The organism is Bradyrhizobium uaiense, from assembly GCF_010811875.1.
Taxonomy (GTDB): domain Bacteria; phylum Pseudomonadota; class Alphaproteobacteria; order Rhizobiales; family Xanthobacteraceae; genus Bradyrhizobium; species Bradyrhizobium uaiense.
This window is the reverse complement of the sequence record NZ_VKHP01000119.1, coordinates 13,391-27,366: the sequence shown is the minus strand read 5'-3', so window position 1 is coordinate 27,366 and position 13,976 is coordinate 13,391. Positions and strand designations below refer to the sequence as shown.

Annotated in this window: 12 protein-coding genes; 8 read left to right on the top strand and 4 right to left on the bottom strand. The window is 64.5% G+C overall.

All coding sequences use genetic code 11. The features are described from left to right. Nucleotides 1–1,303 (bottom strand): glycogen synthase GlgA (gene glgA / locus FNJ47_RS25730; RefSeq protein WP_236000096.1); only part of this gene is annotated, 1,303 nt, incomplete at its 3' end. Between the two features lie 155 nt (nucleotides 1,304–1,458). Here glgA and FNJ47_RS25725 point away from each other — a divergent pair. From FNJ47_RS25725 to FNJ47_RS25690, 8 genes are all read left to right on the top strand, one after another. Continuing rightward, entirely contained in the window at nucleotides 1,459–2,691 is a 1,233-nt protein-coding gene (locus tag FNJ47_RS25725) for a CaiB/BaiF CoA transferase family protein (protein WP_163158120.1), read from the top strand. A gap of 236 nt (nucleotides 2,692–2,927) precedes the next feature. Further along, nucleotides 2,928–4,469, top strand: a complete 1,542-nt coding sequence (locus tag FNJ47_RS25720; RefSeq protein ID WP_163158117.1) for an ABC transporter substrate-binding protein — start codon at nucleotides 2,928–2,930, stop codon at nucleotides 4,467–4,469. A 6-nt stretch (nucleotides 4,470–4,475) separates the two neighbouring features. After that, a complete protein-coding gene (locus FNJ47_RS25715) occupies nucleotides 4,476–5,426 on the top strand; it encodes an ABC transporter permease (RefSeq protein WP_163158115.1) in 951 nt (316 codons plus the stop codon). After that, nucleotides 5,413–6,282 (top strand): ABC transporter permease, encoded by an 870-nt coding sequence (locus tag FNJ47_RS25710; RefSeq protein WP_163158112.1) that lies wholly within the window; start codon nucleotides 5,413–5,415, stop codon nucleotides 6,280–6,282. Before FNJ47_RS25715 ends, FNJ47_RS25710 begins: the two co-directional genes overlap by 14 nt. Next, nucleotides 6,279–7,265: an ABC transporter ATP-binding protein gene (locus FNJ47_RS25705; RefSeq protein ID WP_163158110.1), complete on the top strand. Its 987-nt coding sequence runs from the start codon at nucleotides 6,279–6,281 to the stop codon at nucleotides 7,263–7,265. Before FNJ47_RS25710 ends, FNJ47_RS25705 begins: the two co-directional genes overlap by 4 nt. Further along, complete coding sequence (locus tag FNJ47_RS25700) at nucleotides 7,262–8,230, top strand: ABC transporter ATP-binding protein (protein ID WP_163158108.1); 969 nt, start codon at nucleotides 7,262–7,264, stop codon at nucleotides 8,228–8,230. Before FNJ47_RS25705 ends, FNJ47_RS25700 begins: the two co-directional genes overlap by 4 nt. 122 nt (nucleotides 8,231–8,352) lie before the next feature. Next, the gene (locus tag FNJ47_RS25695; RefSeq protein WP_163158106.1) at nucleotides 8,353–9,423 is read left to right on the top strand and encodes an alcohol dehydrogenase; all 1,071 of its coding nucleotides are present in this window, start codon (nucleotides 8,353–8,355) and stop codon (nucleotides 9,421–9,423) included. A 128-nt stretch (nucleotides 9,424–9,551) separates the two neighbouring features. Then, nucleotides 9,552–10,634, top strand: coding sequence for an isocitrate/isopropylmalate dehydrogenase family protein (locus FNJ47_RS25690; protein ID WP_163158104.1), 1,083 nt, complete (start codon nucleotides 9,552–9,554; stop codon nucleotides 10,632–10,634). A gap of 39 nt (nucleotides 10,635–10,673) precedes the next feature. On the opposite strand, the gene FNJ47_RS25685 is transcribed toward FNJ47_RS25690, so the two are convergent. The 3 genes from FNJ47_RS25685 to FNJ47_RS25675 all read right to left on the bottom strand — a co-directional run bounded on the left by FNJ47_RS25685 (nucleotide 10,674) and on the right by FNJ47_RS25675 (nucleotide 13,365). After that, entirely contained in the window at nucleotides 10,674–11,000 is a 327-nt protein-coding gene (locus FNJ47_RS25685; protein ID WP_163158102.1) for a hypothetical protein, read from the bottom strand. 222 nt (nucleotides 11,001–11,222) lie between these two features. Continuing rightward, entirely contained in the window at nucleotides 11,223–12,554 is a 1,332-nt protein-coding gene (locus FNJ47_RS25680; RefSeq protein WP_163158100.1) for a L,D-transpeptidase family protein, read from the bottom strand. 415 nt (nucleotides 12,555–12,969) lie between these two features. Further along, nucleotides 12,970–13,365: a helix-turn-helix domain-containing protein gene (locus FNJ47_RS25675; RefSeq protein ID WP_016844123.1), complete on the bottom strand. Its 396-nt coding sequence runs from the start codon at nucleotides 13,363–13,365 to the stop codon at nucleotides 12,970–12,972. Nucleotides 13,366–13,976 lie beyond the last annotated feature (611 nt).

Genomic DNA, 13,976 nt, shown 5'->3' with positions numbered 1-13,976 from the left:
GGATATCGCCAGATAGGGTCGGGGGCGGGTCCAGTTGTGTATGAGCGCCAGCCGCGCCCTGTGGCCGGCGCGCGCAGCCGTCGGCGATGGTCTCCGCAAGCCCGCCGGTCTGGTGGCCGATCGGCAGCGAGCCGAAGCGCTGGGCATACATCTGGCTGAGGCCGCAAGGCTCGAAGCGCGACGGCATCAAGGTGAAGTCGCTGCCGGCGAAGATCCGGCGCGCCTGCGCATCGTTGAATCCGATGATGACGCCGATCGCGTCGGGGCGGCGCCGATGGGCGGCCACCAGCGCATCCTCGATCGCGGTTTCGCCCCTGCCGGTGACGACGATCTGCCCGCCGTCCCTGATGATCTCGTCGGTAGCCGACAGCACGAGGTCGACGCCCTTCTGATGCACGAGCCGCGCAACCAGGCCGAAGATCGGCCCGCGCGAGACCGCAAGCCCGAATTGCCGGCGGACATAGTCGGCGTTGGCCTGCTTGCCCTTCCAGTCGCCGGCGCCGAACGGCTGTGCGAGCTGCGCGCAGTGACGCGGGTCCCAGCTCTCGTCGATGCCGTTCAGGATGCCGGTCAGCTGGTCGGCGTCGGAGCGCACCCGTAGCAGGCCCTCCAGCCCGCAGCCAAGTTCGGCCGTCGTGATCTCCTTCGCATAGGTCGCGCTGACCGTGGTCAGGTGCGAGGCGTAGACGAGACCGCCCTTGAGGAAGGAGAGCTTGTCGTAGAACTCCAGCCCGTCGATGTGGAACGAGCTTTCCGGTGCGCCGATCCGCCGCAGCGAGTCCCGCGGAAACAGGCCCTGATAGGCGAGATTGTGGATGGTCAGGATCGACGGAATCCGCAGCTGACGCCATGCGAGGTAGGCCGGTGTGAGCGCGGCCTGCCAGTCGTTGGCATGAACGAGGTCCGCTGCCCAATTCTTGTCCAGCGTTCCGGCTGCAAGTTCGGCAGCGGCGGAGGCAAAGCGGCCGAAGCGGATGTCGTTGTCGGGCCAGTCGCGGCCGGACTCATCGCCATAGGGATTGCCCGGCCGGTCGTAGAGCTCTGGACACAGCAGCACATAGACCGGCAGCCCGTCTTTGGTCGATGCGCGCCCGAGCGTGCAGGCCGGCATCTCGGCAAGCGCTGCGCATTGTCCAACGATTTCAATATGCGTGAACTGTTCGACGACGTCCCGGTAACCGGGAAGCATGATCCGCACGTCGCTCCAGGTCCGGAGCGCCCGGGGAAGTGCAGCGGAAACGGCGCCGAGCCCGCCCACGCGGACGAAATCGTCCATCTCGGTCGTGACGAATAAGACCTTCAACAAGCGCCCTCGTTCCAGCCCGTGACAGGGCCATGCAAGATCGGGTCCAATCTGCCTTTTGAGTAAAATGCAAGACGGCCCGCGGCCTCAGTCTGGACGAGACGCTTTCCTGTCAGGTCGGCTCACTTTAGGGTCACGCGACGCCGGACAACGAAATGACGAAGGTGGAGGAAGCCTTGGCAACGACAATAGCCGCTGACGATGAGGGGAATTTGACACGGAGCTTTGACGGCCTTCGCGTACTCGATTTTTCGACCACGATCGCCGGACCTCATTGCACGCGGATGCTCGCCGACATGGGCGCGGAGGTGATCAAGATCGAGCCCGGCGAGGGGGAGACGATGCGGACGCGACCGCCGGTGCGCAACAATTGCTCGACCGCATTCGGCCAGCTCAATATCGGCAAGAACAGTCTGGTGCTCGACCTGAAGTCGCCGGCCGGCGTCGAAGCCGTGCGCCGGCTGATCGCGACCGCCGACGTGCTGGTGGAGAATTTCCGCCCCGGCGTGATGCGGCGGCTCAAGCTCGACTATGCCTCGGTCCGCGACATCAATCCGAAACTGATCTTCTGCTCGATCTCCGGCTACGGCCAGACCGGCCCGTCGGCGGAATTGCCGGCCTATGCGCCGGTGATCCATGCCGCCTCGGGCTACGAGATGGCGCATCTCGCCTACCAGCCGGGCCGCAGCCGGCCGGACTATTGCGGGATCTATCACGCCGACGTCCTGACCGGCGTCTATGCCTTCGGCGCGATCTCGGCGGCGCTCTATCAGCGCGCTGGCAGCGGCAAGGGCCAACATATCGACGTCTCGATGCTGGAATCGATGCTGAGCCTCACCCTGAACGAAGTGCAGGCGGCGCAGTTCGAGGTGAAGCCGCCGCAGCGGCCGATGTTCGGCCCGATCGAAACCACCGACGGCTACGTGATGGTGGCGATCGCCAGCGAGAAGACGTTCCAGAACCTGATGCAGGTGATCGGCCGGCCCGAATGGGTGTCCGATCCGCGCTTTGCCAAATATTCCGATCGGCGGGACAACTGGGCGGGCCTGATGGAAGGCGTCGAGGCGTGGTCGCGCGCGGTCAGCACGCAAGCCTGTCTTGTTGCGCTCAACGAGTATGGTGTGCCGTCGTCGGCCTATCGCACCGTGCGCGAGGCACTCGCCGATCCGCAAATCGCCCATCGTGGCGCGCTGGCCGAGGTCGAGGACGGCGGCGGCAGCTTCAAGGTGCTCAATCTGCCGTTCCGCATGTCCGGTGCGACGGTCGGTGCACGCAAGCGGATGTCGACGCTTGGCGAGCACACGCTGTCCTATCTGAAGGAGATCGGCCTTTCCGAGGATCAGATCGCAGGCTTTGCAGCGCAACCGGCGAAAACCGCGCGCAGTTAGAGCATGATCCGGACCCGAAGGGCCGCGTTAGCGCAAAGTGGATGCCGGTTTTCCGAAAGATCATGCTCCAATAAGTAGATGAGGTCACGATGCGAGCTCATGAGATCGCATCGTGATCGCCCTGCGGCTTTTCACCCGTTTTACGGTCTTGTCGCGCGCGGCGATTCCGGACAAGCTGCCGCCCGACATACGACGATCCGGAACACCGGACGTCGCCCATCTGGGAGGGAGCATTGATGAAGCTGGTCGGGCGCGCGCACGCAATTGCGCGTATATTTCTCGTGGCGGGATTAGGTGCGGCTGCATTCGGTGCACCGGCCCATGCGCAGAAGCAGGGCGGCACGCTCACCGTCGGGCAGGAGCTCGACATTCCGGGCTTCGACCCGCTCAAGGTCGGCGTCTACGACACGTCGGCGAACACCGCAGCGGCCGCGATCTTCGACACGCTGACCACGCTCGACGACAAGGGCGAGCCGAAGCCGAAGCTCGCGCTGTCGTGGACGCATTCCGACGACTTCAAGACCTGGACCATCAAGCTGCGGCCAGGTGTCAAATTCCATGACGGCACGCCGTTCAATGCGCAGGCGGTGAAGGAGAATTTCGACCGCCAGAAGGATCCGGCCAACAAGTGCCGCTGCGCCTTCTACATCACGAGCATCATCAGCGTGAACGCGGTCGACGACCTGACGGTGGTCTACAATTTCAGCGACCCGTCGGTGAATTTTCCGGCAACCCAGTCGATCCAGAGCTCCAACAACGTGATGCAGTCGCCAACTGCGTGGAAGACCAAGGGCGACGATTACAATCGCAACCCGGTCGGCACCGGTCCCTACATCCTGAAATCCTGGACCGCCGGCGACCGCATGGTGCTCGAGAAGAACCCGGACTATTGGGACAAGGGCAAGCCCTATCTCGACCGCATCATCCTGAAGCCGCTGCCGGATGCGCAGTCGCGCTTCGCCTCGCTGCAATCGGGTGAGGCCGACATCATCTGGGACGACGAGGCCGACGCCGACAACATCATCAAGGCGCGCAAAGACACGAGTCTGACCGTGCATACCTATCAAGGCTCGGGGGCTTCAGTCGCCGCCTTCAACACCAAGGTCCCACCGCTCGACGACGTGCGTGTGCGCCAGGCGCTGGTGATGGCGCTCGATCGCAACAAGATGTCGCAAGCGATCACCAATGGGCTGGCGCGACCGGCCAGCAATCCCTATGGCGACGGCTCCTGGGTGAAGTGCAAGGACGACGGCGCGTTGCCCTACGATGTCGAAAAGGCCAAGGCGCTGCTCAAGGACTACGGCAAGCCGGTCGAGTTCAAGATGCTGGTCACGGCGACGCCGCGTGGCCGCACCGGCGGTCAGGTGCTGCAGCAATTCTGGAAGCGCATCGGCGCCAACATGGAGATCGAGCAGGTCGATCAGGCGACCATTCCGCCGCGCGCCTTCATGCGCCAGTTCCAGCTGACGCCGTGGCGCATCGTCGATCTCGCAGATCCCGATCCGCAGATGTACGCCAATTTCCACACCGGCAGCCCGGTGGCGCTGGCGAACTACTCCAATCCGGAGCTCGACCGGCTGCTGGAGCATGCGCGAACCACCGCCGACGTCGCCCAGCGCACCGACGATTATTGCGCGATCAGCCGCCTGATCAACAAGGAGGCGATCTGGTTCTGGACCTTCCAGAACACCTATTACGCGATCTCGAGCGCGAAGGTGAAGGGCGTTCCGAAGATGTTCAACGGGGTGCTCGACGTCTCCTACGCCTGGAAGGAATAGCCTTTCATGCTGTTCTTCGTCGCGCGCAGGCTCCTTTATTTGGTGCCGGTGCTGATCGCGGTCTCGGTTCTGACCTTCGTGATCGCCTCGCTGTTGCCTGGCGATCTGGCTTACGTGATCCTCGGCGACCAGGCGACGCCGGAGAACGTCGCGGCGCTGCGTCACGACATGGGGCTCGATCAGCCGATCTGGCTGCGCTATCTCGGCTGGCTGTGGCACATCCTGCAGGGTGATTTCGGACGATCCTTCCGCACCGGGCAGACCGTGCTGCAGGCGGTCAGCGAGCGCATCCCGGTCTCGTTCGAGCTGATGATCCTGGCCGAGCTGATCGGGCTTGCGATCGGCGTGCCGCTCGCGATCGCCTGCGCGGCCAAGGCCGGCAGCGCGTTCGACCGTTTGATGACCGGCTCGGCCTTCGGCATGCTGTCGGTGCCGACCTTCCTGTCAGCGATCCTGCTGATCTATCTGTTCGCGGTCGAGCTGCGGCTGTTGCCGGCGACCGGTTATGTGCCGTTCACCGAGGATCCGGTCGCCAATCTGCGCTTCATGGTGCTGCCGGCGCTGACGCTCGGGCTTGCGGAATGGCCGGGTATCATGCGCGTGCTGCGCTCCGACATGATCGCGGCGTTGCAGGAGGACTATATCGCGCTCGCCAAGGCGAAGGGCCTCAAGCCGTCGCGCATCCTGTTCGTACACGCGCTGAAGCCGTCGTCGCTGACGCTCGTCACCATCACGGGCATCAATATCGGCCGCCTGATCGGCGGCGCCGTCATCGTCGAGACGATCTTTGCCTTGCCTGGAATCGGACGTCTGCTGGTTGGCGCGATCCTTACCCGCGATCTCATCATCTTGCAGGGCGTGGTGCTGCTGGTCGCCGCCGGCTTCGTGATCATGAACTTCATCGTCGACATGCTCTACGCCGTGCTCGACCCGAGGATCCGCCATGGCCACGCTTGAGCTCAGTCTCGAGGAAGAGGCCGGTGCGACGCCGGTCCGCCGTCGTCGGCTCGGGACGCTGTTCTGGTTCGCGATCGGCTGGATGGTGCTGGTGTTTGCGGTCGCGATCTTTGCCGATCTGCTGCCGCTGCCGAACCCGACCGACATGGACATGCTGGAGCGGCGGGCGCCGATCTCGGCCGAGCATTGGCTCGGCACCGACGGTCTCGGCCGTGACGAGCTGTCGCGGCTGATCTACGGCGCGCGGATCTCGCTGATCGTCGGCCTCTGCGCACCGATGATCGGGGTCACCATCGGCGGCGCGCTCGGCATGCTCGCCGGCTATTTCCGCGGCCGTTTCGAATCCGTCGTGGTCGGCAGCATGGATGTGCTGCTGGCGTTCCCGCCGCTGATCCTGGCGCTGGCGGTCACCGCCTATCTCGGCCAGTCGATCTTCAACCTGACCTGCATCCTCGGTGTGCTCGGCATTCCCGCCTTCATGCGGGTGTCGCGGGCAGCGACCCTGACGCTGGCGCGACGCGAATTCGTCATCGCGGCGCAGGCGCTCGGCGCCACGCATGCGCGCATCCTGCTGCGTGAGCTGCTGCCCAACGTGCTGCTGCCGCTGCTCGCCTTCTTCCTGCTCGGGGTCGCCGTCACCATCGTGGTCGAGGGCTCGCTGTCCTTCCTGGGCCTCGGCGTGCCGCCGCCGATATCGAGCTGGGGCAGCATGATCGGCGAGGGACGTGAAAGCCTTGATGTGGCACCAATGCTCGCCTTCATTCCGGCGATCGCGATGTTCCTGACCGTGCTCGCCTTCAATCTGATCGGCGACACGATGCGCGCGCTGACCGATCCCAGGCAGGGTGCGCTATGAGCGGTGCATTGCTTTCGGTCGAGGACGCGGTGGTCGACCTGCCGACGCCGCGCGGCAATCTGCGGGCGGTGGACCATGTCGATCTCGCCGTCGGCGCCGGCAAGACGCTCGGCATTGTCGGCGAGTCCGGCTGCGGCAAGACCATGCTGTCGCGGGCCGTCCTGCAACTGCTGCCCAAGAAGGCGAAGCTGTCCGGCCGCGTGATGTTCAACGGGCAGGATCTCACGACACTGTCGGCAGAGAAATTGCGCAAGCTGCGCGGTCGTTCGCTCGCGGTGGTGTTCCAGGACCCGATGACATCGCTCAACCCGGTGCTGACCATCGGCACCCAGCTGATCGAGACCATTCAGGAACATCTCGAGCTCGATCTTGCTCAAGCCAGGCAGCGCAGCATCGAATTGCTGGCGGCGGTCGGCATTCCCGCCCCCGAGCAGCGGCTGGCGCAATATCCGCATCAGCTCTCCGGCGGCATGCGCCAGCGCGTCGCGATCGCAATAGCGCTGTCCTGCGAGCCGCAGCTGCTGATTGCGGACGAGCCGACCACCGCGCTCGACGTCACGATCCAGGCGCAGATCCTCGATCTGCTGGCGCGCGAGCAGCAACGCCGCCATATGGCGATGATCATCATCACGCATGACCTCGGCGTGGTCGCCGGCCGTACCGACGAGGTCGCGGTGATGTATGCGGGCCGCGTCGTCGAGCGTGCGCCGACGCCGGCCTTGTTCAAGCAGATGCGGATGCCCTACACCGAGGCACTCCTCGCCGCGCTGCCGAAGCTCGACGTCGCGCCGCACACGCCGTTGCCGGCGATTTCGGGACGTCCGCCCGATCCGACCCGGCCGCTCAAGGGCTGCTCGTTCTCGCCGCGCTGCCGTTATTCCGCCGGGCGCTGCACCACCGAAAAGCCCCGGCTCAGCCCGGCTGAGACGCAAGAGCATCTCTATGCCTGCTTCCATCCGATCGCCGCGGGGGTAGGCGCATGATGTTGCAGACCGCATCCGATCCGCTGATGAAAGTGGAAAACCTCGTCGTCGAATATTCGGTGGGGGGCAAGACCATCCATGCCGTGTCCGATGTCAGCCTCGAGATCGCGCGCGGCGAGACGCTGGGGCTGGTCGGCGAATCCGGCTGCGGCAAGTCCACTCTCGGCCGCGCCGTGCTGCAATTGCGCCAGGCCGTCTCGGGCAAGGTGCTGTTCGACGGCCACGATCTCACCACCCTGAAGGGCGAGTCGCTGCGCAAGATGCGCCGGCGCGTGCAGCTGATCTTTCAGGACCCGATCGCATCGCTCAACCCGCGGCGGCGGATCGGCGATATCGTCGCCGAGCCGCTGATGATCGCGGGCGTCAAGGACCCCGAGGAGCGCAAGCGGCGCGTCGACGAGGTGCTGTCGGCGGTCGGCCTCGATCCGGCGCTGGTGAGCGGGCGGCAGCCGCATGAATTCTCCGGCGGACAGTGCCAGCGCATCTGCATCGCGCGCTCGCTGGTGCTCAATCCGGAATTCGTGATCTGCGACGAACCGGTGTCCGCGCTCGACGTTTCAATTCGTGCCCAGATCCTCAATCTGCTGGAGGAGATGAAGGCGCGCTACGGCCTGACCCTGCTGTTCATCGCCCACGACCTCGCGGTGGTGAAGGCGGTCTCAGATCGCGTTGCGGTGATGTATCTCGGCCGGCTTTGCGAGGTCGGTCCGTCGGAGCAGCTGTTTGCCCGGCCGGCGCATCCCTATACCGCGCTGCTCATCGAAGCGATCCCGGTGCCAGATCCGGACGTCCGTCCGACCCAGAGCGTGCCGGTCGGCGAGCCGCCGTCGCCGATCGCCCCGCCCTCCGGCTGTCGCTTCCGCACCCGCTGCCCGCGGGCCGATGCGCGCTGTGCCGGCGAGGTGCCGGAACTGCGCGTGGTGGCGCCCGGCCAGTTCGCGGCTTGCCATCACCCGCTGATCTGAATAGGCCTTGGCCCTTCGAACGAGCTGCATGGCGGCTTGCTCGAAAATGGGGTCATGAGCGTTTGTCCCGCGCGGGCAGGCGTGGCAAGGTCCGCGCAAGAACAAGCTTCGGGAGAACAGCGATGAAGAGTTTCCAGGTCGTCGATTTCAACGCCCCCTTGAAAGAGGTCGATCATCCGACACCGCAGCCGTCGGGCACGCAGGTCTTGATCAAGGTCAAGGCCGCCGGCGTCTGCCACAGCGACCTGCACATCTGGGAAGGCGGTTATGATCTCGGCCATGGCCGCAAGCCGCTGTCGCTGAAGGATCGCGGCGTCTCGCTGCCGCGCACGATGGGCCATGAGACGGTCGGCGAGATCATCGCCTTCGGCCCCGATGTCAAGGATGCCGACAAGGGCGGCCTCAAGGTCGGCGACGTAACATTGGCCTATCCCTGGCTCGGCTGCGGCAAATGTCCGACCTGCGTCGGCGGCGACGAGAACATGTGCGCGATCAAGCCGAATGCGCTCGGCGTCTATTGCGACGGCGGCTACGCCGATCACATGACGGTGCCGCATCCGAAATATCTGCTCGACCTCAAGGGGCTCGATCCGGTCACGGCCGCGCCTTACGCCTGCTCGGGTGTCACGACCTACAGCGCACTGAAGAAGGTCGAGAAGGACCTCGACACGCCGATCGTGATCTTCGGCGCCGGCGGTCTCGGCCTGATGGCGCTCTCGCTCTTGAAGGCGATGGGCGGCAAGGGCGCGATCGTGGTCGACATCGACGCCAGGAAGCGTGAGGCGGCTGAGGCCGCCGGCGCGCTCGCGACCGTCGACGGCAAGGCGCCCGACGCGCTGGAGCAGCTGATCAAGAAGGCGGGCCAGCCGATCCGCGCCGCGATCGATCTGGTCGGCAACGCCCAGACCTCGCAGCTCGGTTTCGACTGCCTGACCAAGGGCGGCAAGCTCGTGATCGTCGGCCTGTTCGGCGGTGGCGCGACCTGGGCACTGCCGCTGATCCCGATCAAGGCCGTCACCATCCAGGGCAGCTATGTCGGCAATCTCAGGGAGACGCAGGAGTTGCTCGACCTCGTGCGGACCAAGAAGATTCCGGCGATCCCGGTCACGCCGATGCCGCTGGCCAAGGCGAACGAGGCGCTGACCAATCTGCAGAAGGGCCAGCTGGTCGGACGCGCCGTGCTGACGCCGTAACTGCCACCGCCGTCATTGCGAGCGAAGCGAAGCAATCCATCTCTCCGCTTGCCGCGACGTGGATTGCTTCGTCGCTTCGCTCCTCGCAACGACGGCCGGTCCTTTCTCATTTGTTCTGAGGAATCCCCATGTCCGCCAACGACGCACTTCACATCGCAGTTCTCGGTGGCGACGGCATCGGCCCCGAGGTGATGGCGCCGGCACTTGAAGTGCTGCGCAAGATCGAGGCGTCGGCCGGCCTCAAATTCCGCTTCACCGAGGCGGCGGCCGGCGCGGGACATTACAAGGAAACCGGCAAGTCGATGCCGGAGAGCACGATCCGGCTGTGCGAGGAGGCCGATGCGATCCTGCTCGGAGCCTGCGGCCTGCCGTCGGTGCGCTACCCCGACAACACCGAGATCGCGCCGCAGATCGAATTGCGCGTGATCTTCGATCTCTATGCGGGCGTGCGGCCCGCGCGATTGATCCCGGGCGTGGCGAGCACGATCGTCGGCGCCGATCAGAAGGGCATCGACCTGGTCGTGATCCGGGAATCGACCGAAGGCCTGTTCGCCTCGATGGGCAAGGGCGTCGTCACCGAGGGCGAGGCGCGCGAGACGATGGTGATCACGCGCCGCACCTCCGAGCGGCTGTTCGAGTTCTCGTTCCGGCTTGCCGAACGCCGCAAGGCGCGCGGCAAGGTCAATGGCGGGCTGACCTGCGTCGACAAGGCAAACGTGTTCAAGGCGTTCGCGTTCTTCCGCAGCATCTTCGACGAGACCGCGAAGCGCCATCCCGACGTCAGGGCCGACCACCTCTACATCGACGCGACCGCGGCCGCGCTGGTGAAGCGTCCATGGGATTTCGACGTCATGGTCACCGAGAACATGTTCGGCGACATCCTGTCCGATCTCACCGCCGGCCTGATCGGCGGCATGGGTATGGCACCGTCGGCCGACATTGGCGATCGCTACGCCGTTTTTCAACCGTGTCACGGCACGGCGCCCGACATCATGGGGCAGGGCAAGGCCAACCCGACCGCGATGATCCTGTCGGCTGCGATGATGCTGGACTGGCTCGCCGACAAGCACGGTCTCGAAGGCGCAGCGGAAGCCGGCGAGCGAATCGAGCGCGCGGTCGACAAGGTCTACGCCGGCGGCATCAAGCCGTTCGAGTTCGGCGGCAGCAACGGCACCGCCGATGTCGCGAAGGCCGTGCTGGCGGCGCTCTAGTGCAGAAAAGGCGAAGGGGCCGAAGCCCCCTCGCTGACATCAGCGCCGGTGCCCGCCGTGATGTCCGCCGCCGTGATGGCCACCACCATGATGTCCGCCGTGATGACCGTGCCCGTGATGATGATGGCGCGGATAGTAGTGCGGACGATGATGCCATCCGTGATGGCGCGGTCCGTAGCCATAGCCCGGCTGCCAGTAGCAACGGCCCCAGCGATCGCAGACCTGGCGCACCTTGTCGACATTGGACGTTTCGCCTGCGATGTGGCCGGCCTGTGGAAGCCCGTTCGGCATCGCCGATGCCGCGCCGGACATCAACGCCGCGCTTCCGAGCGCGGCCAGTCCAATAACGGCAAGCTTGATATTCATTGAGATCTCCTTGGTTGAAGCCTGAAAACGTCTGTGTGGCCGCTTCGTTGCTGCGACAAAAAAGACAGGCACGTGCACTCGGTTCTGGCGACGCCGGTTCAACGCAGGAAATGCGGGAGTTGTGAGGTCACTCCGTGCGCGGGCGACAATTGGCCGCGCGACACAATGGCGAGGCGCAAACAAAACGTGGCGACGTTTGGTTGCGCTTCGCGGAAACGCGCTCTACTGCGTGGGCAGCGGATGTGCGGCGGCCTTGTTGAAGAAGGCAGCTTCCTCGGCGGTGGCTTCGAGGAGTTGCTCGTCCTGGTCGTAGACGTCGTTGCGGAACTGGATGGTTCGGTCCTTCGTCATCCACGCCGTGAGGTAGACCCAGGCCACCGGCACCTTCTTCAGCATGCGGACGTCCTGACGCTCTCCGGTGGCGATCGCGGCATCGATGGTAGCGCGGGTCCACTGCGGCTGGTCTTTCAGCAACCATGCCGCGAGATCGCGGACATTGTCGACGCGCGAGCAGCCATGCGAATCGAAGCGATAGTCGTCGTTGAACAGGCTGTGCTGATTGGTGTCGTGCATGTAGACCGAATATGAGTTCGGCATGTCGATCTTGACCGCGCCGAGCGCATTCCATGCGCCGCTCTGCTGACGCACCGTGACGTTCGGCGCGTGATCGCCGGACCAGTCGACCGAACGCGGATCAATCGGGTTGTCGTGAGCGTCGAGCACGTCCATGTGCATGCGCGACAGGTAGGTCGGATCCCTACGCATATGCGCCGCGATCTCCGTCTTCGTGATCGATGACGGCACCGTCCAGGTCGGATTGAGGATGACGTCGGTGATCTCGGACGTCAGCGTTGGTGAGGGTTTCTCGGTCTTGCCAACGATCACGCGGTAGCGCCGCACGACCTTGTTGTCCTCGACGGCCTCGGCGAAAGTGGCGGGAATGTTGACTACGACATAGCGCTGCCCAAACTGGAAATCCATCTGGCCGAGCCGCTCAAGCGAGGCCTCGAGCTGCTTGATCCGATTCTGCACGGGAACGTTGAGCGTAGTCAGCGTCCGCGGCGTCACCGTGCCGGTCGCTGCGAGCCCGTGGCGCGTCTGGAAGTGCTTCACCGCGTCGGCCAGGACTTCATCATAGGCGCCGGCGGCCTTGTCGGTGGCAAGGTCGCCGGTGATGATCAGACGCTTGCGCAACAGATCGTCATTGACGCCCTGCACGCCCAACGCAAATTTTGCGTCCGCGGGGATCGTGGGCCAACCGCCGTGGGCGGCGAGATCGGAATAGCTCTTCACCACGTCGCGAATGCGTTGTGCGCTGCCTTGGTCGTAGGTCGGCTCGCGCGACAACGCGAGCGCGGCAGCCGATCGCGTTTCCGCGACCGATGCCGACGCGGCCGGCTTGGCCTGGCCCGGCTGGGTGGCCGCCGGCGCCGCAGGCGGCAGCGCATGATGTGGCGGGACCGTCGCAGCCGGGCCGGGCGCGCCCGCGGTTTGGGCGAATGCCGGTAGAGCCGCAAGCATCGTGGCTACGACGACGAGTGTCACTCTCTGCATATCTCGATTCTCCGGACTGCGTCGCTTGCGCGAAAAATGGAAAGGCAGCGCGTTCGTTCGGAGGTGATGATCTATCCCGAGACCGTTGCGTCTTGATTAAGTTTTGGTTGCTGTCGGAACGTTACCGCAACTGTCCTACCCGCCCGGGGTCGCCGCCATCGTGGGCATCGCGGCCGCACGACCTTGCGGCGAACATCAACGCGGAGATCGCTCGCTCGTTGTGCCGAAGCCGGGGGCACAGACCTGGCGGCGCCGAACGGACAATGAAAAAGCGCTGCCATCGCCGATGGCAGCGCCTTGACATCTTCCCGGCTGGACCGTCGCGTGCGCGTAGCGGTCGCGGCGAGCGGCCCAACGGCCGATCCGTGCTGCGGCGTGGTGGATCGCGTTCGCGGCGTCGCGACCCGTTCCGCGCTCAGTCTTCGTTGGCGGCGATCGATTCCATCAGCGACACTAGCTGGCGCTGCACGGTCTGATCCTTGATCTTGCTGTAGGCGCGCAGCAACCGGAGGCTGAACGCGCTGTCGAGGAACAGCAGGCTCTCGACTTCGCGGGCCTTGTTGTCGCCGTCGTAGAAGAAGGTAACCGGCACATCGAGCGCGGTCGCGATCTGCTGCAGGCGGGCGGCGCCGACACGGTTGACGCCCTTCTCGTACTTCTGGACCTGCTGGAAGCTGACGCCGAGCTTGTCGCCGAGTTCGGCCTGCGAGATCTTCTGCTCGACACGGCGCAGGCGAATCCGTTTGCCCAACTCGATGTCCGGCTTGCCGGCGCTGCGCTGCTTCATCTTCTTTGCTGCTGATCTGTTCATTCTTGTGACCCGTCCTTCAAATCGAGAATCCCTGGCCCGGTCGGGTCAGGGACACATTGATGATGTACCGCGTTAAGCTCGAGTGGATCGTCAGTTCGTCTGAACTACGAAATCCAAGAAGATCGCGGGATGGTATCCAAACGCATTTGCGCGTTCGAAGCACCCTAGTACCGACTCGATCGACTACCTGAAGTCGACCGCGCCAAGGTGTCTATCGACACCCCGCCCTCTACATTTGGCAAAATATTGACCAAACTACAACTAGCGCGAGTTTGATCGACACAGATTTTGCGCGCATGCTTACTGGGCGGCAATTCACTGTGCCCGTAGTTCTACGGGCAACTATATTGTACGGGCGTCCTTGCATGGATGCAACCCCAGCTAGTGCAGCCTGAGGTCGCGGAGATGGCCCCCGGTTGCTTGACTGAATCGCCGTCGATGCGAAAAGTTTGACGTAAGTCCAAGTCAGGCTTTCGGAATGTTGCTGGACAATTGCCCAAAAGTTCTCGATCATCTGGAACAAATGTGCGCCTACGAGAAGCCGGCGAACTCTGGCGGGAGAGGCAAATGAAGCGGAAGAGGGAAAGACCTCGACTCTACCTCGCGGCTTC

What these genes read in the sequence shown, in the direction of transcription:
- FNJ47_RS25680 (WP_163158100.1), bottom strand. Translation starts at nt 12,554, where the DNA reads ATGCAGAGAGTGACACTCGTCGTCGTAGCCACGATGCTTGCGGCTCTA.
- FNJ47_RS25725 (WP_163158120.1), top strand. Translation starts at nt 1,459, where the DNA reads ATGACGAAGGTGGAGGAAGCCTTGGCAACGACAATAGCCGCTGACGAT.
- FNJ47_RS25675 (WP_016844123.1), bottom strand. Translation starts at nt 13,365, where the DNA reads ATGAACAGATCAGCAGCAAAGAAGATGAAGCAGCGCAGCGCCGGCAAG.
- FNJ47_RS25700 (WP_163158108.1), top strand. Translation starts at nt 7,262, where the DNA reads ATGATGTTGCAGACCGCATCCGATCCGCTGATGAAAGTGGAAAACCTC.
- FNJ47_RS25695 (WP_163158106.1), top strand. Translation starts at nt 8,353, where the DNA reads ATGAAGAGTTTCCAGGTCGTCGATTTCAACGCCCCCTTGAAAGAGGTC.
- FNJ47_RS25705 (WP_163158110.1), top strand. Translation starts at nt 6,279, where the DNA reads ATGAGCGGTGCATTGCTTTCGGTCGAGGACGCGGTGGTCGACCTGCCG.
- FNJ47_RS25715 (WP_163158115.1), top strand. Translation starts at nt 4,476, where the DNA reads ATGCTGTTCTTCGTCGCGCGCAGGCTCCTTTATTTGGTGCCGGTGCTG.
- FNJ47_RS25690 (WP_163158104.1), top strand. Translation starts at nt 9,552, where the DNA reads ATGTCCGCCAACGACGCACTTCACATCGCAGTTCTCGGTGGCGACGGC.
- FNJ47_RS25710 (WP_163158112.1), top strand. Translation starts at nt 5,413, where the DNA reads ATGGCCACGCTTGAGCTCAGTCTCGAGGAAGAGGCCGGTGCGACGCCG.
- FNJ47_RS25685 (WP_163158102.1), bottom strand. Translation starts at nt 11,000, where the DNA reads ATGAATATCAAGCTTGCCGTTATTGGACTGGCCGCGCTCGGAAGCGCG.
- FNJ47_RS25720 (WP_163158117.1), top strand. Translation starts at nt 2,928, where the DNA reads ATGAAGCTGGTCGGGCGCGCGCACGCAATTGCGCGTATATTTCTCGTG.